The organism is Kribbella sp. VKM Ac-2571, assembly GCF_004362255.1.
In the GTDB taxonomy this organism is placed as follows: Bacteria; Actinomycetota; Actinomycetes; order Propionibacteriales; family Kribbellaceae; genus Kribbella; species Kribbella pratensis.
On sequence record NZ_SNWS01000020.1, the window covers coordinates 117,756 to 141,521 of the forward strand.

Annotated in this window: 26 protein-coding genes and 2 tRNA genes; 6 read left to right on the forward strand and 22 right to left on the reverse strand. The window is 68.0% G+C overall.

The annotated features are described in order from the left end of the window. Positions 1-87 precede the first annotated feature (87 nt). From EV651_RS34550 to EV651_RS34560, 3 genes are all read right to left on the reverse strand, one after another. Positions 88-1,113 carry a UDP-N-acetylmuramate dehydrogenase gene (locus EV651_RS34550; RefSeq protein ID WP_133789459.1) on the reverse strand — a complete coding sequence of 342 codons (1,026 nt, stop codon included), beginning with the start codon at positions 1,111-1,113 and terminating at the stop codon, positions 88-90. Further along, a complete protein-coding gene (locus EV651_RS34555) occupies positions 1,110-1,511 on the reverse strand; it encodes a MaoC family dehydratase (protein ID WP_133789460.1) in 402 nt (133 codons plus the stop codon). The genes EV651_RS34550 and EV651_RS34555 overlap by 4 nt, the downstream gene beginning before the upstream one ends. Before the next feature lie 76 nt (positions 1,512-1,587). Next, a complete protein-coding gene (locus tag EV651_RS34560; protein ID WP_133789461.1) occupies positions 1,588-2,010 on the reverse strand; it encodes a MaoC family dehydratase N-terminal domain-containing protein in 423 nt (140 codons plus the stop codon). 237 nt (positions 2,011-2,247) lie between these two features. Here EV651_RS34560 and EV651_RS34565 point away from each other — a divergent pair, with 237 nt between their 5' ends. Continuing rightward, a complete protein-coding gene (locus EV651_RS34565; protein ID WP_238157379.1) occupies positions 2,248-2,994 on the forward strand; it encodes a (2Fe-2S)-binding protein in 747 nt (248 codons plus the stop codon). 57 nt (positions 2,995-3,051) lie between these two features. On the opposite strand, the gene rpmG is transcribed toward EV651_RS34565, so the two are convergent. From rpmG to EV651_RS34580, 3 genes are all read right to left on the reverse strand, one after another. Further along, the gene (gene rpmG / locus EV651_RS34570; protein WP_130384703.1) at positions 3,052-3,219 is read right to left on the reverse strand and encodes a 50S ribosomal protein L33; all 168 of its coding nucleotides are present in this window, start codon (positions 3,217-3,219) and stop codon (positions 3,052-3,054) included. Positions 3,220-3,285: 66 nt separating this feature from the next. Beyond that, positions 3,286-3,359, reverse strand: a tRNA-Met gene (locus EV651_RS34575). A 44-nt stretch (positions 3,360-3,403) separates the two neighbouring features. Beyond that, positions 3,404-3,476 (reverse strand) — tRNA-Thr (locus tag EV651_RS34580). Between the two features lie 232 nt (positions 3,477-3,708). Between EV651_RS34580 and EV651_RS34585 the strand changes: the two genes are divergently transcribed. Continuing rightward, positions 3,709-4,341: a DUF899 family protein gene (locus tag EV651_RS34585; protein WP_133789462.1), complete on the forward strand. Its 633-nt coding sequence runs from the start codon at positions 3,709-3,711 to the stop codon at positions 4,339-4,341. A gap of 7 nt (positions 4,342-4,348) precedes the next feature. On the opposite strand, the gene EV651_RS34590 is transcribed toward EV651_RS34585, so the two are convergent. The 12 genes from EV651_RS34590 to EV651_RS43460 form a co-directional block, all read right to left on the reverse strand. After that, positions 4,349-5,392, reverse strand: coding sequence for an LLM class flavin-dependent oxidoreductase (locus EV651_RS34590; protein ID WP_133789463.1), 1,044 nt, complete (start codon positions 5,390-5,392; stop codon positions 4,349-4,351). 7 nt (positions 5,393-5,399) lie between these two features. Next, positions 5,400-6,176 (reverse strand): DUF1684 domain-containing protein, encoded by a 777-nt coding sequence (locus tag EV651_RS34595; RefSeq protein ID WP_133789464.1) that lies wholly within the window; start codon positions 6,174-6,176, stop codon positions 5,400-5,402. Beyond that, positions 6,173-7,273, reverse strand: coding sequence for an LLM class flavin-dependent oxidoreductase (locus tag EV651_RS34600; protein ID WP_133789465.1), 1,101 nt, complete (start codon positions 7,271-7,273; stop codon positions 6,173-6,175). The genes EV651_RS34595 and EV651_RS34600 overlap by 4 nt, the downstream gene beginning before the upstream one ends. Further along, entirely contained in the window at positions 7,263-9,200 is a 1,938-nt protein-coding gene (locus EV651_RS34605) for an FAD/NAD(P)-binding domain-containing protein (RefSeq protein ID WP_133789466.1), read from the reverse strand. The genes EV651_RS34600 and EV651_RS34605 overlap by 11 nt, the downstream gene beginning before the upstream one ends. 115 nt (positions 9,201-9,315) lie before the next feature. Next, the gene (locus tag EV651_RS34610) at positions 9,316-10,632 is read right to left on the reverse strand and encodes an NtaA/DmoA family FMN-dependent monooxygenase (RefSeq protein WP_133789467.1); all 1,317 of its coding nucleotides are present in this window, start codon (positions 10,630-10,632) and stop codon (positions 9,316-9,318) included. Continuing rightward, positions 10,629-11,714: an LLM class flavin-dependent oxidoreductase gene (locus EV651_RS34615; protein ID WP_133789468.1), complete on the reverse strand. Its 1,086-nt coding sequence runs from the start codon at positions 11,712-11,714 to the stop codon at positions 10,629-10,631. The genes EV651_RS34610 and EV651_RS34615 overlap by 4 nt, the downstream gene beginning before the upstream one ends. Then, entirely contained in the window at positions 11,711-12,766 is a 1,056-nt protein-coding gene (gene ssuE, locus EV651_RS43140) for an NADPH-dependent FMN reductase (RefSeq protein ID WP_133789469.1), read from the reverse strand. Before ssuE ends, EV651_RS34615 begins: the two co-directional genes overlap by 4 nt. A 9-nt stretch (positions 12,767-12,775) precedes the next feature. Continuing rightward, positions 12,776-13,732, reverse strand: a complete 957-nt coding sequence (locus tag EV651_RS34625) for an ABC transporter substrate-binding protein (protein WP_133789470.1) — start codon at positions 13,730-13,732, stop codon at positions 12,776-12,778. 17 nt (positions 13,733-13,749) lie between these two features. Further along, entirely contained in the window at positions 13,750-14,673 is a 924-nt protein-coding gene (locus EV651_RS34630; protein WP_133789471.1) for an ABC transporter substrate-binding protein, read from the reverse strand. Beyond that, a complete protein-coding gene (locus EV651_RS34635) occupies positions 14,673-15,425 on the reverse strand; it encodes an amino acid ABC transporter ATP-binding protein (RefSeq protein WP_133789472.1) in 753 nt (250 codons plus the stop codon). The genes EV651_RS34630 and EV651_RS34635 overlap by 1 nt, the downstream gene beginning before the upstream one ends. Beyond that, the gene (locus tag EV651_RS34640; protein WP_133789473.1) at positions 15,422-16,315 is read right to left on the reverse strand and encodes an amino acid ABC transporter permease; all 894 of its coding nucleotides are present in this window, start codon (positions 16,313-16,315) and stop codon (positions 15,422-15,424) included. The genes EV651_RS34635 and EV651_RS34640 overlap by 4 nt, the downstream gene beginning before the upstream one ends. 113 nt (positions 16,316-16,428) lie before the next feature. After that, positions 16,429-16,503: a putative leader peptide gene (locus EV651_RS43460; protein WP_355483003.1), complete on the reverse strand. Its 75-nt coding sequence runs from the start codon at positions 16,501-16,503 to the stop codon at positions 16,429-16,431. A 336-nt stretch (positions 16,504-16,839) separates the two neighbouring features. Here EV651_RS43460 and EV651_RS34645 point away from each other — a divergent pair, with 336 nt between their 5' ends. Continuing rightward, positions 16,840-17,760: a M23 family metallopeptidase gene (locus EV651_RS34645; RefSeq protein WP_238157380.1), complete on the forward strand. Its 921-nt coding sequence runs from the start codon at positions 16,840-16,842 to the stop codon at positions 17,758-17,760. Between the two features lie 5 nt (positions 17,761-17,765). Here the strand turns inward: EV651_RS34645 and EV651_RS34650 are convergent, their stop codons facing one another. Further along, complete coding sequence (locus EV651_RS34650; RefSeq protein ID WP_133789474.1) at positions 17,766-18,275, reverse strand: GNAT family N-acetyltransferase; 510 nt, start codon at positions 18,273-18,275, stop codon at positions 17,766-17,768. A gap of 121 nt (positions 18,276-18,396) precedes the next feature. Between EV651_RS34650 and EV651_RS34655 the strand changes: the two genes are divergently transcribed. Next, on the forward strand, positions 18,397-19,038 hold the full coding sequence (locus tag EV651_RS34655) for a M15 family metallopeptidase (protein ID WP_133789475.1): 642 nt from the start codon (positions 18,397-18,399) through the stop codon (positions 19,036-19,038). Here EV651_RS34655 and EV651_RS34660 read toward each other — a convergent pair. Beyond that, a complete protein-coding gene (locus tag EV651_RS34660; protein ID WP_133789476.1) occupies positions 19,035-19,556 on the reverse strand; it encodes a GNAT family N-acetyltransferase in 522 nt (173 codons plus the stop codon). The genes EV651_RS34655 and EV651_RS34660 overlap by 4 nt on opposite strands. A 39-nt stretch (positions 19,557-19,595) precedes the next feature. Between EV651_RS34660 and EV651_RS34665 the strand changes: the two genes are divergently transcribed. Continuing rightward, a complete protein-coding gene (locus tag EV651_RS34665; RefSeq protein ID WP_133789477.1) occupies positions 19,596-20,159 on the forward strand; it encodes a helix-turn-helix domain-containing protein in 564 nt (187 codons plus the stop codon). Here EV651_RS34665 and EV651_RS34670 read toward each other — a convergent pair. Beyond that, the gene (locus EV651_RS34670; protein ID WP_133789478.1) at positions 20,126-21,637 is read right to left on the reverse strand and encodes an FAD-dependent monooxygenase; all 1,512 of its coding nucleotides are present in this window, start codon (positions 21,635-21,637) and stop codon (positions 20,126-20,128) included. The genes EV651_RS34665 and EV651_RS34670 overlap by 34 nt on opposite strands. Before the next feature lie 67 nt (positions 21,638-21,704). Next, on the reverse strand, positions 21,705-22,313 hold the full coding sequence (locus EV651_RS34675; protein WP_133789479.1) for a TetR/AcrR family transcriptional regulator: 609 nt from the start codon (positions 22,311-22,313) through the stop codon (positions 21,705-21,707). A gap of 220 nt (positions 22,314-22,533) precedes the next feature. Here EV651_RS34675 and EV651_RS34680 point away from each other — a divergent pair, with 220 nt between their 5' ends. Beyond that, positions 22,534-23,742 (forward strand): TerC/Alx family metal homeostasis membrane protein, encoded by a 1,209-nt coding sequence (locus EV651_RS34680; protein ID WP_133789480.1) that lies wholly within the window; start codon positions 22,534-22,536, stop codon positions 23,740-23,742. The last annotated feature ends 24 nt before the right edge of the window (positions 23,743-23,766 follow it).

The following is a 23,766-nucleotide window of genomic DNA, read 5'->3' on the forward strand; positions in this document are numbered from 1 at the left end:
TAACGACAGGAGGTACTCGCCCCCGCGAAAGACCGGCACGCTCAGCCGTCCGCTGAGAAGCGGCTCGGCAGGCAGTACCTCCTGTCCTTACAGGCTGCAGTTCACCAGGACCGGCTCGTTGATCAGGGTGATGTTGAAGGATTGCTGTACTTGGGTGCGGACGTGGGTGGCCAGGGTCAGGAGTTCCTTGGCGGTGGCTTGGCCTCGGTTGGTGAGGGCCAGGGTGTGTTTGGTGGAGACGGCGGCGTTGCCGATGGTGAAGCCCTTGGAGACGCCGGCGTGTTCGATGAGCCAGGCGGCGCTGGTCTTGACGCGGCCGTCGGGCTGCGGCCACTGGGGAGCGCCGGCGGGGACCTCGGCGGGGGTGTCGACGATGGGGTTGGTGAAGAAGGAGCCTGCGCTCCAGGTGTCGTGGTCGGCGGGGTCGAGGACCATGCCTTTGCTGCGGCGCAGGCCGAGGACGGCGTCCCGGACCTCGGTCATCGGCGCGCGCGAACCTGGCTCGACTTCGAGCACCCGGGCAAGTTCGGCGTACCCGACCGGCGCCGACAGATCGCCCAGCGGCAACTGGAAGGTGACCTCGAGTACGACGTACCGCGACGGGTCGGCCTTGAACCGCGAGTTGCGGTAGCTGAACCCGCAGTCCCCCGCGAAGATCGTCTCGACCTTGCCGACGACGCGATCCCACACGCGCACGGACGCGACAGTTTCCGCGACCTCGTGACCGTACGCCCCGACGTTCTGCACCGGCGTCGACCCGGCCAGCCCGGGGATGCCGGACATCGACTCGAGCCCGCTCCACTCCTCCGCGATCGCGCGCTGTACGACGCCGTCCCAGTCCTCCCCGGCGGCGATATGCACCATCGCCCCGGAGCACATGTCCGCTTCGACGCGGATGCCGGACGTCGCGATCTTCACAACCGTCCCGCGGAACCCGTCGTCCCCGATCACCACATTGCTACCGCCCGAGAGCAGCAGCACCGGCTCCCCGGCCGCGTCGGCGTCCCGGACCGCGGTGATCAGATCGTCCTCGGTACTGACCTCGACGAACTTGTCGGCCAACCCACCGACGCGCAGTGTGGTGTAGTCGGCCAGCGACACATGCGTACTCACCGGACCCGCACGACCGCCCTGGCCCGGCCGAGCACCTTCTCCTCGCCGGCTACCGCCGTGATGTCGATCTCCGCCAGTCCGTCCGCGACCTTGGCGACCTTGGCGGAAAACGTCACACTCGCGCCCTTGTCGTCGTCCGGTACGACGACCGGCTTGGTGAACCGTACGCCGTACTCCACCAGGTCGGCCGGATCGTCGAGCCAGTCCGTGACGACGCGTGCCGCGGACGCCATCGTGAGCATCCCGTGTGCGATCACGCCGGGCAGGCCGAGAGCCGCGGCCATCCGGTCGTTCCAGTGGATCGGGTTGAAGTCGCCGCTGGCCCCGGCGTACCGGACCAGATCCTCGCGCCGCAGCGTGACGGTCAGCGGCGGCAGCTCCGTACCTACCAGACTCATCGACGTCCTCGCTTCGCTCCGGGCGCCGATGAGGCACGAGTCGAGCTGTGCTTTCTGATGATCTCGCTCCGCTCGATCATGCGTCCGCCCGGTTGTGCGAGAGGGTCGACGTCGCGGTGACGATCGGCTCGCCGTCGACGGTGGTCAGGGTGGTCTCGTACATGATCACCTCGACAGGGCCGGCCTTGCGCACGGTGGTGATCGTGGCGGTCGCGGCGATGTTGTCACCGGCCTTGATCGGGCGGGTGTAGTTGAACTTCTGCGCGCCGTGCACGATCCGGTCCAGGCGCAGGCCGAGCTCCTCGTCGTTCAGCAGCTCCTCGAGGGCGCGGCTGCCGACCATGAACGCGAACGTCGGCGGCGCGATCGCGTCGTCGCCCCGGTACGCCGGGTTACGGTCGCCGATCGCGTCAGCGAACTCCCGGATCTTCTCCCGGCCGACCTGGTAGGACTCGGCGGCCGCGTACCTCCGGCCGACCATCGTGGCGTCGATCGTCATATCCGCTAACCCTACTGGCAGACTGCCAGAGCGTGCCTGGCAGTCCCACGCCGTAGCGAGCAGGTGCCCGGCGGAGTGCCTCGGCGAGCGGGAGCGGAGGGGTCGATGTGGTTTCATCGTTCCCTTCGCTCCCGTTCGGCGAGGTGCCCGCCGGGTGCCGCGCAGTAGGCGTGGGGCTGCCAGGTACGCTCTTTCGCGGGTTTCCGCCGCCCATGGTTCCGACGGGGAAGGTTGAACGTGACGGCAGTGGCGGCGCTGGCGAAGTACGCGCCTCGGTACCGGCTGGAGATCGGCGAGCCGGAGGGCTCCGAGTGGCTGCGCGTGGACCGGATCCTGGAGCCCGGCAGTCCTGAGTTGACCGAGCTGCTCAAGCGGGACGACGAGGCCAGTTGCCACCGTACGGCGCACGCGAACGCGCTCAGCATGATGTCGTTCTACGCCGGCCGCGCGCCCGCGACCGCACTCCTGCTCTGGGCGCTGGAGGGCCGCGTCCTCGACATCCGCCCGCAGAACCTTTGGGTCCGGCCGCACGACGGTCACGGAATCGCGGCGGTCGCCGTTCGTTCCGCGGATTTCCTGCCCGGTGGACTGAAAACGCTGTACGACGTCGTCCTCCGGAAACACCTGCTGCCACTTTCCGAGGAACTGCACCGGCGTACGCGGGCCGGGTTGCGGCAGGTGTACGGCGGGGTAGCGGCGGGCGTCGCGATGGGATTCTGTGCCGCAACGCGCGAGGACGTCACGGTGGACCCGAAGTACCTGCTCGAGCGGTGGCAAACGTTCATCGCGAAGGCGCCGGGCGGGCTCGCGCGGCTCGGCGAGGTGGAGGTAGCCGCCGGGAAGCTCGTCTACCTGCGGAACACGTGCTGCCTGTATTACACGAGCGAGGTCGGCAACGGGAGGCTCTGCGGGTCCTGCTGTCTCACTCCCCGTGACGAGCGTCTTACCGCGTATGAGGGCGGCCGCCCGATTCTGACCGTCTGAGGGAACGGCAAAGGGCCGCTTCGGTAGTCCGAAGCGGCCCTTGCGAAAGACCTGAGGTCAGCGGGTCTCGCGGTGGTCCGTGTGGTCGTTGCACCGGTGGCAGTACTTCTTCAGCTCAAGACGATCCGGGTCGTTACGCCGGTTCTTCTTGGTGATGTAGTTCCGCTCCTTGCAGACCGTGCACGCCAGGGTGATCTTCGGGCGAATGTCGGTTGACTTGGCCACTGCTGCCTCTTCTGTCAGGAGTGCGCAACTGAGGTGATCGCACTCTCGAGATACTGCCTTGCCAGGTAGCGGGGGCGGGAGTCGAACCCGCGACACCACGATTATGAGCCGTGTGCTCTAACCACCTGAGCTACCCCGCCGGGTGAGTTCGTCACCCCACCCGGAGGTGGGATGCCGTTCTCAGAGCCCCTTTACGGAATCGAACCGTAGACCTTCTCCTTACCATGGAGACGCTCTGCCGACTGAGCTAAAGGGGCGGGCCGAGGAGAGAGATTACACGGTCTGCCGCCCCGATGTGAAATCGAGCCGGCCGCACCTTGCAGGCCCCTCAGTCCGTCCCGGAAAGCATACCGGGTCCGGCAGAGTGCTCTTGACCATTTTCACCGTGAGATGCCGGTGCGACGGTGCCTGGAGAACTTCCGGGCACCCGGATGTCGAGAACCGCCGGACAGCTTCGTCCCGCTGGCAGAACCTACGAGAGGAGCACAGATGTCCGAGACAGCGATGCCACCGGTGGTGCCGGCCGAGGAGTGGGCTGCGGCCCGCGCCGAGCTGCTGGTCGCCGAGAAGGAGGCCACGCGCGCCCTGGACCGGATCGCGGCCCAGCGGCGACGGCTGCCGATGGTGAGGTTCGGCGAGTACACGTTCACGGCGACCGACGGGCCGGTCACGCTGCGGGAGCTCTTCGGTGAGCACCGCCAGCTCGCCCTGTACCAGTTCATGGACGCCGGGCCGGACGCGTTCTGCGGCGGCTGCACGTACTTCACCAAGAACGTCGCCAACCTCGCCGGCCTGGCGCGGAACGACATCGCGTGGGCGACCGTTTCCGACATGCCGATCGAGCAGATGGCCGGGTACTGGAAGGAGATGGGCTGGGAGCACATCCCGTTCGCGTCCTCGGCAGGTACGACGTTTTCCGCCGACTGCGGTGTCGGCGGCGGCTTCCTGCTGAGCATGTTCCTGCGCGACGGCGACAACGTTTTCCGCACCTACACGACCGGCCAGCGCGGCGTCGACCGGCTGCTCTTCAGCACCAACGTCTCCGACCTCGCCGTGTACGGCCGCCAGGAGGACTGGGAGGACTCCCCAGCAGGCTGGCCGCAAGCGCCGACGTACGGCTAGAGATGTCCTAGGCCCAGACGCGGCTCGGGTACGACGTTCGCAGTACCGGCATGACCTCTGTGACGAAGGTCTCGACGGACTCCCGGTTGTCCTCCTCCGGGAGTCCCGGGACCTCCAGGGAAATGCCGGAAAGCTCGTGCCCGAACGCGTCTTGGTACCGGCCGAACTTGTCGATCACCTGTTCCGGCGACCCGACCAGCACCGATCCGCCGTCGAGGAACTCCTCGAGCGTCCGGAACGGCAGCTGGTTGTGCCGGGCGCCGCGCGAATCCATGAACGCGTCGAAGATCGGCCGGTACCCCTCGACCGCTTCCTGCGACGTTTTCTTCACGTACAGCCCGTTGAACCCGGCGCCCACCACAGCCGCCGCCGGGTCCCGCCCGTACCCCTCCCAACGCTCCCGGTAGTGCCGGATCAGCCCCGCGTACTTCTCCAGCGGATGGAAGCCGTTCGCCGAGAACAAGGGGTCACCCCAGCGCGCCGCCAGCTCGGTGGACTCCGTTGACGACGCCGATCCGTGCCACAGCGGGAGGCCGTCCGGTCGGTACGGGCGCGGCTGTGTGGTCGCGTCCGTCAGCGCCGGGCGGTAGCGCCCGGACCAGGAAACTCCGGTTTCCCGGAGCAGCCGCCGGAGCAGCTCGTACTTCTCGCGGTTCCGGTCCCACTGCCCGTCCAGCTCGTACCCGAACAGCGCGTTCTGTTCCGGATCGTTTCCCTTCCCGATGATGATGTCCAGCCGTCCCCCCGACAACTGGTCGAGCGTCGCGTAGTCCTCCGCCACCCGCACCGGGTCCAGCAGCGACAGCACTGTCACCGTGGTCAGCAACCGGATCCGCGACGTCACCGCCGCGATGTAGGACAGCACCACCGGCGGCGACGACGAGATGAACCGTTGTGCGTGCCGCTCCCCCACGCCGTACGCGTCGAAGCCCAGCTCCTCCGCCCGCTGCGCCTGCTGTACGACGCGCCGGAACCGCTCGGACGGCGTGAGCTGCACGCCGCTGATCGGGTCCGGCGAGTTGTCGATCAATGTGTAGGTACAGAACCTCACCCCAAGGTCACCGCACCTTCTTCTCGCCCGCGGTCACCGGCAGACCCAGGCGATTGCCGGGCACGGGTGCCGGGCAGGTCCCGTACGCCGTGAACGCGAACGGCAGGTTGATCGTCCGGTTGAAGTCGATCCGCACCGACCCGTCCCGCTCCACCGGCCCGGTCGTCACCGTCCGCCAGGGCGCCGTCTCCTCACCGTTCGTCTTGTCGTGGAACGAGAGGTTGAGCCGGCTGTCACTCGCAGCGGTCGCAACCAGCTCGTACGCCGTACTGCCCAACGCCACATGCACCGTGCCGACCGCGGTGATGTGCTGACGCAGGTCGTCGCGCGCCGTCGACACCTCCACCCGCTGCGCCTTCGCGTACGGGCTGAAGTACCCGGTGACCGCCCAGGCGTCGTCGATCGGGTACGTCGGTACGCCCTTGAAGCCCTTCCGCGTCGCCGCGCCCGGGTCCCGTTGCCGCACGGCGTACCGGCCACCGCGGAGAACGAGTTCCGCCAGACGGTTTCCGTGCAACAACCAACTGAGAGAGCCGGCCTCCGGAACGCTGGCGGAAACCGTTCCGTGTACTGGTTCTCCGCCAGCCGTCAGTTCACCGGAGGCCGTCACGTGAGCCTGCTCGTCCGCCCACCACTTTCCGGCCAGACCGTCGATCGCTGTAGGCGTCGGCGACAGCCAGTTGAACGCGACGACGGACAGCCAGCCGTAGTCGGTGTCCAGGTCGCGCTCCCGCGCCGCGTGCCACGTCTGCCAGTCCTGCTCAAGATCGGAAATGACCGTCATGACGCTTTCCTTTGTTCGCGGTGGGCTACCTCGGCGCGGACCAGCGGGATCACGTACCGGCCGAAGTCGATCGCGTCGTCGTAGATGTCGTAACCGCGGGCGGAGAAGATCCGGATCCCGAGGTCGTAGTAGTCGAGCAGCGCTGCAGCGACGGTCTCCGGAGTTCCGACCAGTGCCGTGGAGTTTCCGCTGCCACCGGTCAGGCCGGTCGGCGCCGTCCAGAGCGCGCGATCGTGACGCTCGCCGGCGGCGACGGCCTTCAGCAACCGCTGCGATCCAGCGTTTTCCGGCGTCTTCGACCGCAGTCGGGTGCTCGCCGGAACGCCGCCGGCCTGCACGTCCTTGATCCGGCCGAGTATGCGTTCCGCCTTCTCCCAGGCGAGTTCCTCGGTCGGTGCCAGGATCGGCCGGAACGCGATCTGGATCGTCGGCCGGTCCGTCCGTCCCGCGCGCGCCGCCGCGGCGTCGATGGTCGCGAGCTGCTCCCGGGTTCCGGTCAGCGGTTCGCCCCAGAGCGCGAAGATGTCCGCCTCGGCCGCGCCGACCGCGTACGCCGCCGCCGAGGAGCCGCCGAACGAGATCCGCGGCCGCGGCCGCTGGACCGGCTTGATGTCGGCGAGGAACTGCTCGAACCGGTAGTGCTTTCCGTCGAAGTCGAACCGGGTGTCCGACGTCCACGCCTGCTTGAGGATCTGGATGAACTCCGCAGTCCGCCCGTACCGGTCGTCCTTGGCCAGGAAGTCACCCTCCGCGGCCTGGTCCGCGGTCGACCCGCCGGTGATCACGTGCACCTCGAACCGGCCGCCGCTGAGGTGGTCCAGAGTCGCAAACGTTTTCGCGGTCAGCGTCGGATAAGCGACGTTCGGCCGGTGGGCGACGACCAGGTTGATCCGCTCCGTGCGGCCGGCGACGTACGCCGCGACCTGGGCCGGGTCGGGTGAGCCCGAGTGGTAGGCGAACAGGATGCGGTCCCATCCGTTGTCCTCGTGGGCACGGGCGAGTTTGCTGGTGTATTCCAGGTCCAGCGGGCCGCCGGTTCGGGGCGTCACCTCGCTGGCCGGGTTGGTTCCGGCGATGCCGAGGAACTCAACTGGCATGGCGTTCTTCCTTCCGTACGGTGGGTGCGAGCAGCTTGAGCAGGTCCCGTGCGACGGCGTCGTTCTGCCGGAAGCCGGGACCGTTGAAATGCGGCCGGGAGAAACCTGACGAGCCGGCCGATCCGGAAACGGACGGCCCGAGCAGAAACAGCGTTTCCTGGATGGACCCGTCGGAACGGATCGCGCGGCACCGCGAATCCGCCTTCAGCTGACCGCCGCCGAGACTGGTTCCGTCGGCCGCGGACAGTTCGTCCGCCGCCAGCGCTCCAGAGTCCAGCAGACCGCGCAGCAACGGGTCGGCGGTCGCGAGTACGTCGGGACGCGGCAACCGGGCCTCGACGAAGGCCCGCGCCCGGATCTCACCCGCCACAGCAGAGCTCGTGGCAACGAACTGATCGTTGTCGATGGCAACCTCGAGATCCGGGCCGGCGAACCGGACGATCCCGGCCCGGTGCAGCGCGAGCAGTTCCTCGAGCCGCCGTGGCGGAGGTCCACTCGCCACGAACGAGAAGAACCCGTGCCACTCGCTCTCCACCCGCCGCACCCGGTCCTCGTCCGACAACTGCCCGTCGGTGATCGCCCGCGACAACACGCTGTAGATACTCAGGAGCGCGTTGAAGACCGCGAGATCCGCCGAGTACGCCGGATCCGCCCTCCGGAGCAGATCGTTCTCGATGAGCTCGGTGAGGAACCGTTCGAACCCCTCCCGATCCTCGAAGAACCGCCCCGCCAACGGCCGATCCACCTCGCGCCGCACGAACCAGTCGGCAGGGTCCGGGACAGCGGCACGAACGGCGGCTTCGAACTCCGCATCGGTCACCGCACCGGATTCCGCATCGCGCCCCGGGACGGCGTTGGTGATCGTGCCGGGCAACCAGGCGTCGAGCGTTTCGCCGAACCGCTCCCACGGCCAGCGGGTCCGTTCGGGATGCGCTGTGAACAGCTGCTGGTAGTGGGCGTAGGCCAGTTCTTTCTCGATCAACGGCGCCACGTCGCGGTCGAAATCGAGAACGCCTTCGCCCAACGCCTCTTTCGTCAGGTAGCGCGTCGGGACCGGCCTCGTTCCCGGGACGGTGTAGCCGAGCTTCGAGTGGTACGGGACGCCGCGGCGCGAACCGACGTACAGGATCGGCTCGTCGCCGGACGGGTGGTAGCTGAGCATGCCGTCGCACTCGTCGTACCAGCCGCCGCGGCCCTCGGTGAGCAGCACCATCAGGTCGACGAACGCCTGCCCGAATCCGCGGACGATGACCGGTGCCTGCGGCCACAGCCCGTCCAGGTCGACATCAGCGGTGTACCCCGGCGGGATGTAGGTCAGCCCGGCGTCGGCGGCCTGCGCTGCCCACGCCGATTCCGATGCCGTGGGCAACCGGTCCAGGTAGCCGAGCGCGAGAACCACCGCGTCGGCCGCGATCTCCCGTCCGAACTCGAGGATCACCCGCTGGTCCGCGGTGAGCTCGACGGCTCGTTCCGCATGGGTGACGACGGTCGCGGGGAGTTCGCGGACGACGCGCTCCCACACCCACGCCAGGTACTCCGCCTGCACCAGACGCGGTGGGAAGGCAAGAGGGCCGGGAGGTTCGAGCCCGGCCTTCTCGAGGATCACGGCGCCCTCGCCGGCGACCCAGGTGGCGAGGTCCGGCCCCGGAACGATCGGTCCCTCGCAGTCGACCGACTCGTCGGTGAAGATCGTGACGTCGGACGTCATCGAGTTCATCCACAGCAGCCGCGACTGCTCGCGCCGCCAGATCCGCCCGCCGCCGGCCGGAAACGGATCCACCACGTGAATCTCGACGCGGCGGCCACCGAGCAATTCGTCGGCACTGGCCGCGAACCGCTCCAGCAACCCGACCGTCCGCGGCCCACCACCCACGAACACCACCGTCGCCGGCGCCTCCTTCCACGGATGCAGATCAGAAACGGTCATGGGGCCTCCCGGTCTGGACTGAGGAGCGGAGGGAGCGAAGCGACCGGAGCGACGAGGGAAGACCGGGAGTTCCAGCCCCATGACCCGCCGCGACGGAGTCGCGGCATCGATACGGTCATAGCTGCAGCCCGAGGTGGTCGCGGAGGGTTGTGCCGGTGTATTCCGGGCGGAAGACGCCGCGCTCGCGGAGCAGGGGGACGACTCGGTCGACGAAGTCGTCGAGGCCGGACGGGGTGCGGTGCGGAACGAGTACGAAACCGTCGGCAGCGTTTTCCTGGACGTGCCGGTTGACCGCTTCCGCGACCGTGGTGGGTGAACCGACGAACGTCTGCCGGTTCTGCTGGTTGATGACGGTCTGCCGCAGCGACCAGCCGTGCGCCTCCGCCTGTGCCCGCCACTCGGCAACGATCGGAAACGGATCGTTGTACCCGACCCGCCCCTGCGTCACCGACGACCCGGCGACCGGGTCCTCGGCCGGCAGCGGACCGTCCGGGTCGTACGCCGAGAGATCGCGTCCCCAGAGCAGTTCGGCCAGCACCAACGCGGTCGGACCGGAAACCTGCTGCTCCCGGATGTACGCCGCTTTCTCGATCGCCTCGGCGTCCGTGTCCGCGACCACGACCGTCACCGCCGGCAGGATCTTCAGCGACTCGTCGGTCCGCCCGTACTTCGCCAGCCGCGACTTCACGTCCTTGTAGAAGGTCTGCCCGCCCTCGAACGTCCCGTGCCGGCTGAAGATCACGTCCGCGCTCGACGCAGCGAACTCGCGCCCCTCGTCGCTGTCGCCGGCCTGGATGATCACCGGCCGGCCCTGCGGCGACGGCGGCAGACCGAACCGCCCGCGGATGGTGAAGTGCGCGCCGTCGTCCGCGAAGGCCCCAGCGCCTTCACGGGCGAACGCACCCGCCGCCTGGTCCAGGACAAGGTCGTCCCCGTTCCAGGAGTCCCAGAGTTTCCGCACGATCCGCAGCGATTCCTGCGCACGGACGTACCGGTCGCCCTTGGCGAGGTACCCGCCGCGGCGGAAGTTCTCGCCGGTGAACGCGTCCCACGACGTCACGACGTTCCAGGCCGCGCGGCCGTTGGAGAGGTGGTCGAGGGTCGAGACTCGTTTCGCCAGTTCGTACGGCTCGTTGAAGGTCGAGTTGACGGTCGCGGCCAGGCCGAGATGCGTCGTGACCGCCGCCAGCGCGCTGAGCACGGTCAGCGACTCGGGCCGCCCGACGACGTCCAGGTCGTGAATCCTTCCCTTCACCTCACGCAGCCGCAGGCCCTCGGCCAGGAAGAAGAAGTCGAACGTTCCGCGTTCCGCGGTCTCCGCAAGTTGCCGGAACGATCCGAAATCGATCTGCGACCCGGCCGCGGGGTCCGACCAGACGGTCGTGTTGTTCACGCCCGGGAAGTGCGCGGCAAGGTGGATCTGTTTGGTCATCGCACACTCCTCGCGTACCTGTTCGCCGGCCGCCGCAACCCGAGCCGCCCCCGCAAACTCCCGCCCCGCTCTCCGGAGCCCGCCAGGCCGCGTTCCCGCAGCACCGGCAGCAACTGCTCCGCGATCGCCGGCACGTCGAGCTCGAGCGACGCAGGCCGAAGCTGTACGCCGTCAACGCCCGCCGCCGCCCATCCCTCGATCAACGAGGCGAGCTGCTCGACACCGTCGACGTGCGGCCGCACCTCGGCGGACACGAGAACCAGCGGTCCGGCCTCCTGATCCGGCGTCAAGGTCACGCTCCGACCGGACTCCGTCAGCGTCACACTGCGACGAGCGTTTTCCCGCAGCTCCAGCACCTGCTCCGACAGGTCGGCGGAATCCGGCAGGAACACCAGTTCCGCATCAGCGGCCGCCGCGAGAGCCTCCGGCGTACTGACCCGGATCGCGGTGATCGGGTGCCCTTGCGGCGGCCGCGGGACGATCGACGGGCCTTTGACACTGAACGTCGGCGACTCGAAGTCGACATAGTGCAACTTCTCCCGGTCGACGAACCGCCCGGTGGCAGCGTCGCGGATGATCGCGTCGTCCTCCCACGAGTCCCACAGGCGACGCGCGGCGTCGACGACGTACCGCGCCTCCCTCCACGTCTCGGCGGCCGGCGCCGGCTCGCGCCGCCCGATCACCGCGGCCGCCTCGGCCGACGTCGAGACCTCAGCGATCCAGCCTGCCCGGCCGCGCGAGATGTGGTCGAGCGTCGCGACCGAGGCCTGCACATGGAAGGGCTCCGTGTGGGTGACGGTGATCGTCGGCAGCAACCCGATCCGTTGTGTCACCGGCGCGACCCGCGCGGCCAGCCCGAGCGCATCCAGCCGGACACTCACCCGATCGGGGACGTCGTCCGGCGCCTCGAGCGCATCCGCGAACGTCACGAGGTCGACACCCGCCGCCTCCGCCCGCTGCGCGGCGCGTACGGCGAGCTCACCGGTCAGAATCGCCCGCGGATCGACCTCCGGACCACGCCACGCCCCGGGATCCCCACCCGCCCCGTCGATCTCGATCGCCGTGATCAACCGGTGGCTCATGACGCCACCTTCAATGCCACCGAGAGGTCCTTGGCGAACGGGAGCGGACCGATCGACTCGGGATCGGCGTCGGTGTCGAACTGCGGCTCGAATCCGACCGACAGGTACAACCCGGCCGCCTCCGGCTGCCGCGGACCCGTCGTCAGATACAGCCGCCGGTACCCGAGATCGAGCGCCGCCGACTCCAGTTCCGCGAGCACACGACGACCCAAGCCCTGCCGACGGTGCAGATGCGACGTCCACATCCGCTTCACCTCGGCGGTCTCGTCGTCGTACCGGCGGATCGCGCCCCCGGCAACCGTCTGCCCGCCGTACCGCAGCAGCACGAACGCGCCGCCGCGCTCGACGTGAAAGTCCGACGGCGGTACTTCGGTCAGCTGCGTGTTCTCATTCGTTCGCCCGTACCGCGTGCTGTACTCGACGACCAGATCCGCCAGCAGCGGCGCAGCCTCGGGATCCTCCGGCCGTGCCCGGATCGCCTCCACCGCGGCCATCTGCACCGGCGTGCTCTCCACCGGCTGCTCGCCCGCGACGGTCGCGAGGAACGCCTCCGTCACCTGATACAGCGGCACCGATGCCACCGGATCGAGCAACAGCCCGCCGCCGTCGTACAACTGGACGTGCGACGACAGCACAAACCACCCCTGCCCGATCGCACCCGCGCCGAGGCTGGTCAGCACCGGTCGGAGCGCGTAGTCGATCACCAGCACATGCGCCGGCGTACCACCCGTTGCCAACGGCAACACTGTCTTACCCTTCAACGCGTACTGCGGCAGGAGATCCAGAAACACCTTCAGCAAACCGGAGTACGCCGCCTTGTAGACCGGGGTGGTGACCACGACCGCATCCGCGGTCTCGAGCACCGCGGCCGCGGCGGAAATCGCTGGATCGTCGGCCTGACCACGCAGCAACGGCTCAGCCGGGAGATCGCGCAACACGATCGGCGTGACGGTGTGGCCGTGGCTGATCAGGCGCCTGGTGACATAGTCGAGAACCGCGTCGGTCCGTGACGGGACCGATGGGCTGCTGGAGATCGTTGCAATGGTCGCCATTGAATTCTCCTATTTCTTCGGCAGACCGGGCGGGTTGATCAAGGACTTCGGGACGGCCTCGGCCTGCAGGCCCCACTTGGCCAGCACCTTCGCGTAGCTGCCGTCCGCGATCGCCGCGTTCAGCGCGTCCGCGAGCGGCTGGACGAGACCGTTGTTCTTCTTCGTCGTGATCCCGACCAGGCCCTGCACGGGATAGCTGGACGACACGGTGCCGACGATCTCGGTCTTGTGCTGGGTCGCGACGTGGTACGACGCGTTCGGGTTCGGGCCGAGGTACAGGTCGATCCGGCCGGACTGCAGCGCGAGGTAGGTGTCCGCGGCCTGCTGGTAGTACCTGAGGTTCGCGGGTTTCCGGCCGGCCGCGACGTTCTGCTTGTTCCAGTCGACGAGGATCGCTTCCTGCAACGTTCCGGAACCGACCGCGACGTTCTTTCCGGAGAGGTCCGCCGGGCCGGTGATCTTCAGCCCTGAGCCGACCTTCGCCTCGAACGCGTGCAGCCCGAGCCGGTACGTCGCGAAGTCGTACTTCTCCTTGCGCAACTCGGAAACTCCGATGTTCGAGATTCCGACCTGGTATTTCCCGGAGTCGAGCCCGAGGAACAGGTTCTCCCAGCTCGTCGTGTCGATCTCGGCCTGCAGCCCGAGGACGCTCGCGACCAGGTAGGCGACGTCGATCTCGACGCCGATCGGCGTCTTGTTGTCGTCCGCCGTGAACCCGAGCGGCGGCAGACCGCCACCGGCCGAGCCGTTCCCGACCACCAGCTTCCCGGACTCCCGTACCGAGGCCGGCAACTCGGCCGCGATGCTGTCCACCTTCGCCGACGTGATGTGTTTCTGATCAGGCGAGGTGTCGAACGCCACCGCCGACGTGTCACCGCTCTTGGCAGCGGGTTCAGTCTGTGGATCCGCACAAGCAGCCGCTGCCAGCAGAACCACCCCGAGCACCAAGCTCCAACGTTTTCTCATCGGTTGTCCTCAGCTCGTCAGGGAAGGCCGGGCGGGTTGATCTCGGACTTGGCGACCGCCTCGGTCGACACGTTCCAGCGGTCCAGGACTCGTGCGTAGCTGCCGTCCGCGATCACGCCGTCGATCGCTGCCTGGTAGGCCTTCACCAGGCCGCTGTCCTTCTTGGTGGTGGCCGCGATCAGGCCCTGCAGCGTCGGCCCGGCGCCGGAGAACTTGCCGATCGTCTCTGTCTCGCCGGACGTCTTCACGTGATAGGCGATCGACGGGTTCGGCCCGAGGTACCCGTCGATCCGGCCGGAGCTCAGCGCCAGGTACGTGTCGGTGTTCTTCTGGAAGTACTTGATCGTTGCCGCCGGCAACCCGGCTTTGACGTTCGCCTCGTTCCAGTCGACCAGGATCTTCTCCTGGTTCGTCCCCGAACTGACCGCAATCGTTTTCCCGGCGATGTCCTTCGCACCGGTGACCCGCCAGGTGCCACCCTTCTTCGCCTCGAACGCGATGTCGTCCTTGCGGTACGTCGCGAAGTCGTACTTCTGCTTGCGCTTCTCGGTCACGGTGATGTTCGAGAAACCCACGTCGTACTTGGCCGAGTCGAGGCCGACGAACAGGTTCTCCCAGCTGGTCACCTCGATCTCCGGCTGCAGGCCGAGCGCCTGCGCGACGAGGTAGGCGATATCCACCTCCAGCCCGATCGGCGTCTTGTTGTCGTCGGCGTAGAAGCCGAGCGGCACGCTGCCGCTGCCGAAGCCGGCGCCGACGACCAACGTGCCGCGGTCGCGGACCTTGGCCGGCAGCAACGCGGCAGCGGCATCATTGCGAGTGGTGGTCACCCGGTTCTGCTCGGCGGAGGTGTTGACCCCCGTGTCCGAGGCAGCGGTGGCATCGGCACCACAACCAGTCAGTGTGAGCAGCGCAAGGGAGAGGACAAGAAGTCGTTTCATCACAGCACCTTCGAGATGAACGCACGGGTGCGCTCGTGGACGGGGTTGTCGAGCACTTCTCGCGGTGGACCCGATTCGACGATCCGGCCGCCGTCGATGAAGACCACCGTGTCGGCGATCTCCCGGGCGAAGCCGATCTCGTGGGTGACGACGACCATCGTGGAGCCGTCGCGCGCGAGCTCCTTGATCACGTCGAGGACCTCGCCGACGAGCTCCGGGTCCAGCGCGCTGGTCGGCTCGTCGAACAGCAGGACCTTCGGTTTCAGCGCCAGCGCGCGAGCGATCGCGACACGTTGCTGCTGACCGCCGGACAGCTGCCGCGGGTAGGCGTCGGCCTTCTCACCGACGCCGACGCGCTCCAGCAGCTCGCGCGCGAACGGCTCGACCTCGCTGCGCTTGCGGCGCTGTGCCGACACCGGCGCCTCGACGACGTTCTGCAGCGCGGTGAGATGCCCGAACAGGTTGAAGTTCTGGAACACGAACCCGACCTGCGACCGCTGCCGCAGGATGTCGCGCTCCCGCAGCTCGTGCAGCTTGTCGCCGCGGCGTCGGTACCCGATCAGCTCGCCGTCGATCCGGATCAGCCCGCGATCCACCTTCTCCAGATGGTTGATCGACCGCAGCAGCGTCGACTTCCCCGATCCGGACGGGCCGAGGATCACGGTGACCGCACCGGCCTGGACCTCGAGGTCGATCCCCTTCAGTACTTCGAGTTCGCCGAAGCTCTTGTGCACACCCTTCACGTCGATCATCGCGTCGTACCTCGCGCGAAGCGGCGTTCCACGTAGTACTGCACGATCGACAGCAGGGTGGTCAGGATGATGTACCAGACCGTGGCGACCATGAGCAGCGGTACGACGCGGCTGTTCCGGCCGTAGATCACCTGCACCTGGTAGAAGAGCTCCGGGATCGCCATCACCGAGACGATCGAGGTGCCCTTGAACAGGCTGATCACCTCGTTCGCGCCGTTCGGCAGGATCGAGCGCATCGCCTGCGGCAGCACGATCCGGAAGAACTGCCGCCGTTTCGGAATCCCCAGTGCGGCGGCGGCTTCGGTCTGGCCGGCGTCGACGGAAATGATTCCACCGCGGATGATTTCCGCGGCGTACGCAGCCTGGTGCAGGGCCAGTCCCAGTACGGCGGCGCCGAGCGGACCGAACAGGTTGTTCGTACTGAAGTGCACGAACTCCGGGCCGAACGGGATACCCAGGCTGAGCTCCTGGTAGAGGTAGGCGATGTTGAACCAGAACAGCAGCTGCACGATCAACGGGATCGAGCGGAACGCCCAGATGTAGCCCCAGGCAACTACCTGCAGGAACGGGCTGCCGGACAGCCGCATCGACGCGAGCACGGCGCCGAGCACGAACCCGAGCACCGTGCCGTACACCGTCAGCTGCACGGTCACCCAGAGCGCCGAGAAGACGGTCCGGGTGGCGAAGAACTGGAAGAACGTCGGCCAGTCCCAGCCCGGATTGGTGGCCAGTCCGTGCACGAACATCGCGAGCAGGACGAGGACGACCCCGACGCCGACCCAGCGCCACGGATGTCGCCGGGCGACGACGGTCAGATCGGCTTCGAGCGGTACGGCGGTCGCCGGCGGTCCGGTCGTACCGGACGCAGGCGTGACTGAAGTGGTGGACACGATGACACTCCCTGGCGGTGGGCAGGCTTCGCGGGCCCTGCGACGGCGGAGGGCGGCAGCGGGCAGCAGGCGTCCGGAACCGGACGCCCTGACAGGACGTGAGAAGACTCAGGTCAGCGCAGACAGAGGGCGCTGGAGACCCGGAGGAGGTCGATGTGGAGGCGGTAGTACGGCGGCTTGCGCGTCATTCCCGTCTCCTCTCGTCGGTGGTGTCATTTCAGTATGGGACGCGACTGAAAGATTAGTAAGTCGATCGACAAAGCTCTCAATATATGGACGGCGTATACCGGTCCGGAGGGCCTGCCCGGGTCGATCGCCAGGTGATCCGCGTCACAGCCGCGGCGACTTTCTTGCCCAGCTGGTTCACGCCTGAGCATGCACCGGACGGCAGGACGTCCTCACCGAGCGTGTTCGATTTTGTTGAGCGTTCCGCAATCCGTGTTTGAGGCGCCGTGACCTCCTCGTTATGGTCGTTCAGTCGCCGTACCCCTCAACGGCGAATACCCCTCCCTGGAAGGCTTCTCGTGCCCACTCACCAAGACGCGCCGCAAACAGAGCGGCAGGCGTCCAGCCGCCCGGCTGCTTCGCGCCGGGTGGCAAAGCACCGCTCCTCCCGCCGCAACGCGACCCGCCGTACCCAGCTGATCGGCCTGACCGCCGCCTTGGCCGCCGCGGCCGGGACCACGACCGTCGGCCTCAGCTCGTCCGCGACCGGTCCGGCCGCAGCATCCGGAAGCACCGGCCTGAGCCCCTCACAGGCCGACGCTCTGACCGCCGCCCGGGTCGACCGGCGCGACCTCGGATCCCGGGACGCGTCCCGGATCGACCTGTCGCTCGCATCGACCCGGAAGGCGGCGGCCGAGACCGCCGCGAAGCAGCGGGCCGCACGCCTGGCCGCGAACGCGGCGCTGACGCAGCGCCGGGCGCTTGCGCTGGCAGCCGCGAAGGCAGCCGCCGCGAAGAAGGCCGAGGCGAACGCCAAGGCCCTCGCCGCCGCGAAGAAGGACGCCCTCGCCAAGGCCGCGGCGCTCAAGGCGGACGCGGCCCCGAAGATCGTGTTGCCGACCACCGGCTACCACCTGACCGCCCGTTTCAACCAGGCCGGCGGCCGCTGGGCCCACAACCACACCGGTCTCGACTTCGCGGCCCCGATGGGTACGCCGGTCCGTTCGGTGATGGCCGGTGAGGTCATCCAGGCCGACTTCGAAGGCGCGTACGGCCGTCAGGTGAAGGTGCGGCACGCCGACGGCACGGTCACGTCGTACAGCCACATGTCCGAGTTCGACGTCTCCGTCGGCGACTCGGTCGAGGCAGGCACGATGGTCGGCCGCATCGGCATGACCGGCAACACCACCGGCCCGCACGTCCACTTCGAGGTCCTCCCCCACGGCGGCGACCCCATCGACCCCGAACCCTGGCTCCGCGACCACGGCCTCACCCCGTAAGACCCCTACAAGGTCTTGGCCATGTCGAGGGCGGCTATGTAGGCGCCCTCGATGAGGAATTCGTTGGGGTGGGTGCCTTCCAGGACGTAGCCGTGGCGTTCGTACAGGCGGCGGGCGGCGGTGTTGGTGCTGTGGACGTGCAGGCTGATCTTGCGCGCGCCGCGGCGGCGGCCCTCGGCGGTGGCAGCGTCCAGGAGGGCGGAGGCGACGCCCAGGCGGCGCGCCTCGTGGGCGACCGCGAGGCCGTTGATCGACAGTACGCCGGAACCCTCGGGGAACGGGTACTTGTCCTGCAGGCGCAAGTACCCGACCACGGCGCCCTCGTGCTCCGCGACCAGATGCGCCTCCGGCCCGCTCCGGCTGAAGAACGTGTCCTGCAAGCTGTCCTGGTACGACGGGAATCCCGACGACGCGTCCCACGCGCTCCGCTCGATCGCGAGCAGCGCCGCGTCGTCCTCCTCGACGGCACGTCGTACCGTCACCTGCTGGTCACCTGATCGGCGGTCGTCACTCACCGCACCATCCTCACCCGCCGGGCGGGCCAACTGCCTGCGGGGTCAGGTTCCGGGGCCGATATCGAAAACATATCGGAAATCGCAGACGCTGCCGCAACATCACCTTGGATGAACTGTCGGCATGCTGACCAATCACCTGAGGCGCGATCGTCGGCTCGCCGTACCCGGCCTGGCGATCGTTGCCGCCGTCAGCAGTCTCGCGCTGACCTCGTGTACAACGGTTTCCGCGCAGGACGATTCGTCGCCGTCGAGCACCGGATCAAGCACCGGGTCGAGCACCGAGTCGACCTCCGGCCGGCCGTCGAAGTCCGGCTCGACCAAGGGCGGACCGCCCGGCACGGCGGACGGCGTCCTGCCCGGCCACACCTCGGCGTACGACACCAGCCTGCCCGGGGTCACCAAGCTCGATCCCGTCCTCCGCGAGGCCGTCCAGAAGGCCGAGACCGCGATGAAGGCGGACGGGATCAAGATGCAGGTCACGACGGGCTGGCGGAGCAAGAAGTACCAGGAAGAGCTGATGGAGAAGGCGATCCGCAAGTACGGCAGCAAGAAGAAGGCCAAGGAGTACGTCGCCGACCCGGACGAATCGCACCACGTCACCGGCCACGCCGTCGACATCGGCCCCACCGACGCCGACTACTGGTTGATCCGCCACGGCAACCACTACGGCCTCTGCCAGACCCTGTCCAACGAGATCTGGCACTTCGAGCTGGTCACCACGCCGGGCGGAACCTGCCCGCCCATGACCGACCCGAAGGGCTAGCGGGGTTCTTCGGGGGGATCGGGAAGTTTGGCGAGGGGGCGCTGGGACCAGGCGACGTCGTGCCAGGCGTCGAGTTTCCAGCCGATGCCGCGATAGATGCCGATCGGGTCGAAACCGAGGGATTTGTGCAGGGCCTCGCTGGCGGGATTGGGCAGCGTGACACCGGCGACGGCGGTGCGGAAACCGCGTTCTGACAGGCGGTCGAACAGGGCGTTGTAGAGCGTTCGGCCGGCGCCGGTGCGGTGGTGGCTGGAGGCAACATAAACGCTGACCTCACAGGACCAGCGGTACGCCGGACGCGGCTTCATCGGACCGCCGTACGCATATCCGACGACCTGGCCGTCGTCTTCGAGAACCAGCCACGCGTGGGTGGACTGGGCCTTGGCGATCCGCTCGGCCATCTCCTCGACCGTCGGCGGATCGAGCTCGAACGTGATCGACGTACCGGTGACATAGGGCGCGTAGATGGCCGCGCAGGCCTCGGCGTCTGCGGCCGAAGCGTCTCTGACCTGAACCATGACACGATAGTAGCCACATCTGCCGCTATAGTGGCAAGCGTGATTGATGATCTGTCTCGATCCTTGGCCGCGACCGTGCAGCAGGCGCGGGTCGCGCAGGACCTGTCCGTGAACGCGCTCGCCGAGCGGTCGGGGGTTTCGCGGGCGATGATCGGGAAGATCGAGCGGGGCGAGGCCCAGCCCACCGCCGTACTGCTGGGGAAGCTGTCCGGTGCGCTCGGCATGACATTGTCCGAGCTGGTCGCCCGCGCGGAAAACACGGGTGAGCTGCTCCGTCGAGCCGCCGACCAGCCCGTCTGGACCGACCCGGTCGCCGGGTACCGCCGACGCGCGGTGTCCCCGGTGACCGATGGGCCGTTGGAGCTCGTGGAGGTGGAACTGCCTCCTGCGGCGTCGGTCTCGTACCCGGCCGACGCGTACATCTTCAAGTACCAGCAGTTGTGGATCCTCGACGGACAGCTGCGCTTCCACGAAGGATCACAGGTTCACGAACTGCACGCCGGCGACTGCCTGCAGCTCGGCCCACCTTTGCCGACGACCTTCCACAATCCGGGTACGTCGGTGTGCCGTTACCTCGTCGCGCTGGTCAAGGGGCGTGGCTGAAACCACTGCACTACCGCGTCACGCAGACCTTCACGTTCCGCGACGCCGTCCTGCTCGGCGGCCCAGGCGACGTAGCCGTCCGGTCTGATCAGCAAGGCGATCGGAGCCTCGCCCCGGCCGGTGACCACCTCGATGGGATCCGCCACCAGGTCGGCGAACGAGCCATCGGGGGTGAGGTCGACGAGGAGCGGGCGGGCGGACCGCATCAGCTCGGCCAACCGCTTGGAGCCGACTGCGAGATCCGGCGCCCACCGGCCGACCAGGGGGTGCGAACCCTCGTGGTACTTGATGTCCGCGCCGGAAATCAGTTCCGCAATTCGCTGCACGTTCCGCGGATCGGTCAGAAACTCGCCGAACAGTTTCCGCAACGCCGTCACGTCGGCGCCCGGCGCGATCAACGCGGACTGCGCCTGGGTCTGCATCACGACCCGCTCCCCCACCGGCCGACGCTCGGACTCGTACGTGTCGAGCAGCCCTGGCGGCGCCCAGCCCTGCACCTCGGCCGCCAGTTTCCACCCGAGGTTGACCGCATCCTGCAGCCCGAGGTTCAGCCCCGGCCCGCCGATCGCGGAGTGCACATGCGCGGCGTCGCCGACCAGCAACACCCGTCCGGAACGGAAACTCGACGCCAGGCGGCTGTTCCCGCCGACCACCCGGCGGAGCTGCCGAACCCCCTCACCCGTTGGCTCGACCAACGGCAGATGAACGCCGAGCACCCGATCGGCGCTCTCCTGCAATTCTTGGAACGTCACCTCGCCCTCCGGGGGCGTGTCCCACTCTCCCGTGCTGATCGCGGGCAGCCGATTCGGAAACGGCGCCCAGACGAACAGGCCACGTTCCGTTCGCTGGTGCAGGAACGGCGGCACGACGCCGTACCCCGGAATCTTCAGCAGCCCGTTCTCGATGTACTCGGGCGGCACGGCGGCGCTGCCCGTCCGGGACACCATCGAGTCGTTGGTGACGCCAGGAAAGTCGATTCCGGCGAGTTTCCGCGTCGGGCTGTGGCCGCCGTCGGCGCCGACCAGATAGCCGGCCCGCAATTCGTAGTCGCCGTCCGGTCCGGACAACGACACCGTGACACCGTCCGCGTCCTGCGTGAACCCGGTCAACTCGTGACCACGCCGGATCTCGACGCCGAGCTCCAGTGCGCGCTCCTGTAGTACCTCCTCGATCCGTGCCTGCGGAACCTGCAGCAGGTAGACCGGGTTCTCCTCGAGTACGTCGAGCGGCAACGGCATCGCGCCGAACACGAATCCGAGAGCGGGCTGCGGCGGACCCGGCGTACCGCTCAAGCGCTCGTAGAGTCCGCGCCGGTCGAGCATTCTGATGACCTGGCCGACCAGGCCGTTGGCGCGCGGAACCGTGCTGCGTTCCGGGAGTTTCTCCAGCACGATCGGCCGGACTCCGGCCAGCCGGAGTTCACTGGCGAGCATGAGGCCGTTCGGTCCGGCCCCGGCGATGACAACTTCTGCGTCCATGATTTCCCCTCCACTTGGGCGTGACTGACCGCCCCGGCGACTCACCGGGGTCAGGTAGTTTTGTTCGTTAGCCGGGGACGGGCAGGCCGGCTTCGACCTGGTCGAGCGCCGACGACAGCAGGTCGGCGATCGAGCGTGGCGGATCGGCCCGCAGCCACTCCGCCATCACGACGGCGCGAGTCGCGCCGATCACCTCGGCGACGAGTCGCGGGTACATCCCCGAGGTCCCGGTCCGGTCGGCGATCGCGGCTGCCAGTTCGTCACCGACGCGGGCGTACGCGCGGGCGATCGCGCCCTGCAGGGCCGGCTCGTTCATCATCAAGCGGATACCTGTGAGCCACTGCTCGTCCGGCGGCCGCCGTCCGCCGTGGCCTTCCTCGCCGAGGGCGAAGTGTTCCTCGATCGCCGCCCGGATCGCGACCCACAACGGCTCGTCGGCCGGCCGCGCCCGGAGTTCCTCGGCGATCCGCAGGCTGCGGTCCACCTCGCGCGCGGCGATCGCGTCGGCCTTGCTGTCGAAGTAGTTGCGGAACGTCCGCAGCGAGACACCGGCCTCGGCGGCGATGTCCTCGATCCGCACGTTGCCGTACCCGCGCTCGACCGCGAGCCGGATCGCCGCCCAACTCAAAGCGATCCGCGTCTCCTGCTTCTTCCGCTCCCGCAACCCCTTGGCCATGTCCCGACCGTAACAGAAGTTGCCCAAACGGCAAAGATGCACTTTAGGCAATTTTCTCCGAGTTGCTGAGACCGGCGAGCTGACCATGGTTGGGTAACCCCATGACGGTGCTGATGCCACGCCTCCGGCGCGGCGGGTCATGGGGCTGGAACTCCCGTCCTTCCCTCGTCGCTCCGGTCGCTTCGCTCCCTCCGTTCCTCAGTCCAGGACGGGAGGCCCCATGACCGTGTCCCCGCTGGTCTGGGTGTTGACGCTGCTGGCGATCGTCGGCCTGCTGCTGTTCGACTACTTCTTCCATGTGCGATCCGCGCACGTTCCGACCCTGCGCGAGGCCGCTGTCTGGTCCGCGCTTTACGTCGGGATCGCGGTGCTGTTCGGACTCGGCACGCTCGTCCTCGGCGGCGTCGACATGGGCTCGGAGTACTTCGCCGGGTACATCACCGAGAAAGCGCTGTCGGTCGACAACCTGTTCGTGTTCCTGATCATCATGACCGGCTTCCGGGTGCCCCGGGAGAACCAGCAGAAGGTCCTGCTGGTCGGGATCGTGGTCAGCCTGATCGCCCGGGCCGGGTTCATCTTCATCGGCTCGGCATTGCTGCACACGTTTTCCTGGGTGTTCTACCTGTTCGGGATCGCGCTCCTGCTGACCGCCGGAAACATGCTCAAGCCGGAAACCGAGGAGTCGCACCAGGCGCAGAACCTGGTCGTCCGGCTGAGCCGCCGGCTGTTCCGGACCTCCGAGGACTACGACGGAGACCGACTGACGACCACCGTCGACGGCCGCCGGATGCTGACCCCGATGCTGCTGGTGATGGTCGCGATCGGCGCCACCGATCTGATGTTCGCGCTCGACTCGATCCCGGCGATCTTCGGCCTGACCCAGAACGTGTACGTCGTGTTCACCGCGACCGCCTTCAGCCTGCTCGGTCTGCGGCAACTGTTCTTCCTGCTCGACGGGCTCCTGGACCGGCTGATCTACCTGTCCTTCGGGCTCGCCGCGATCCTCGCGTTCATCGGCGCCAAGCTGATCCTGCACGCGCTGCACGAGAACAACCTGCCGTTCGTGAACGGCGGCGACCACGTCGAGGTGGCCGAGATCAGCACCGGTCTCTCGCTGGTCGTGATCCTGGTCGTGCTGGTGATCACGATCCTCGCGTCCCTGTTCAGCACCCGCGGGCGGACGCAGACCGCGATGGCCCACATCCGCCGGGACGCGACGGCGTACCTCGATCCGGAGTACACCGACGACCCGGCGGAGCGGGAGCGGGTGTTCCAGCGGTTGCTGCGGGCCCGCGACCACATCACCGAGCTCGGCCCGAAGGCCAAGCAGCAGGTGTGGAACGAGGAGGACCTGATGGCATTGTGCCGCGAGGTCGGCGAGGCGCACGCCGCCGCCCACGCCGACCACGAGATCCGGCCCAGCCTGTGATCCGATCCGGCCTTTGATCCGGTC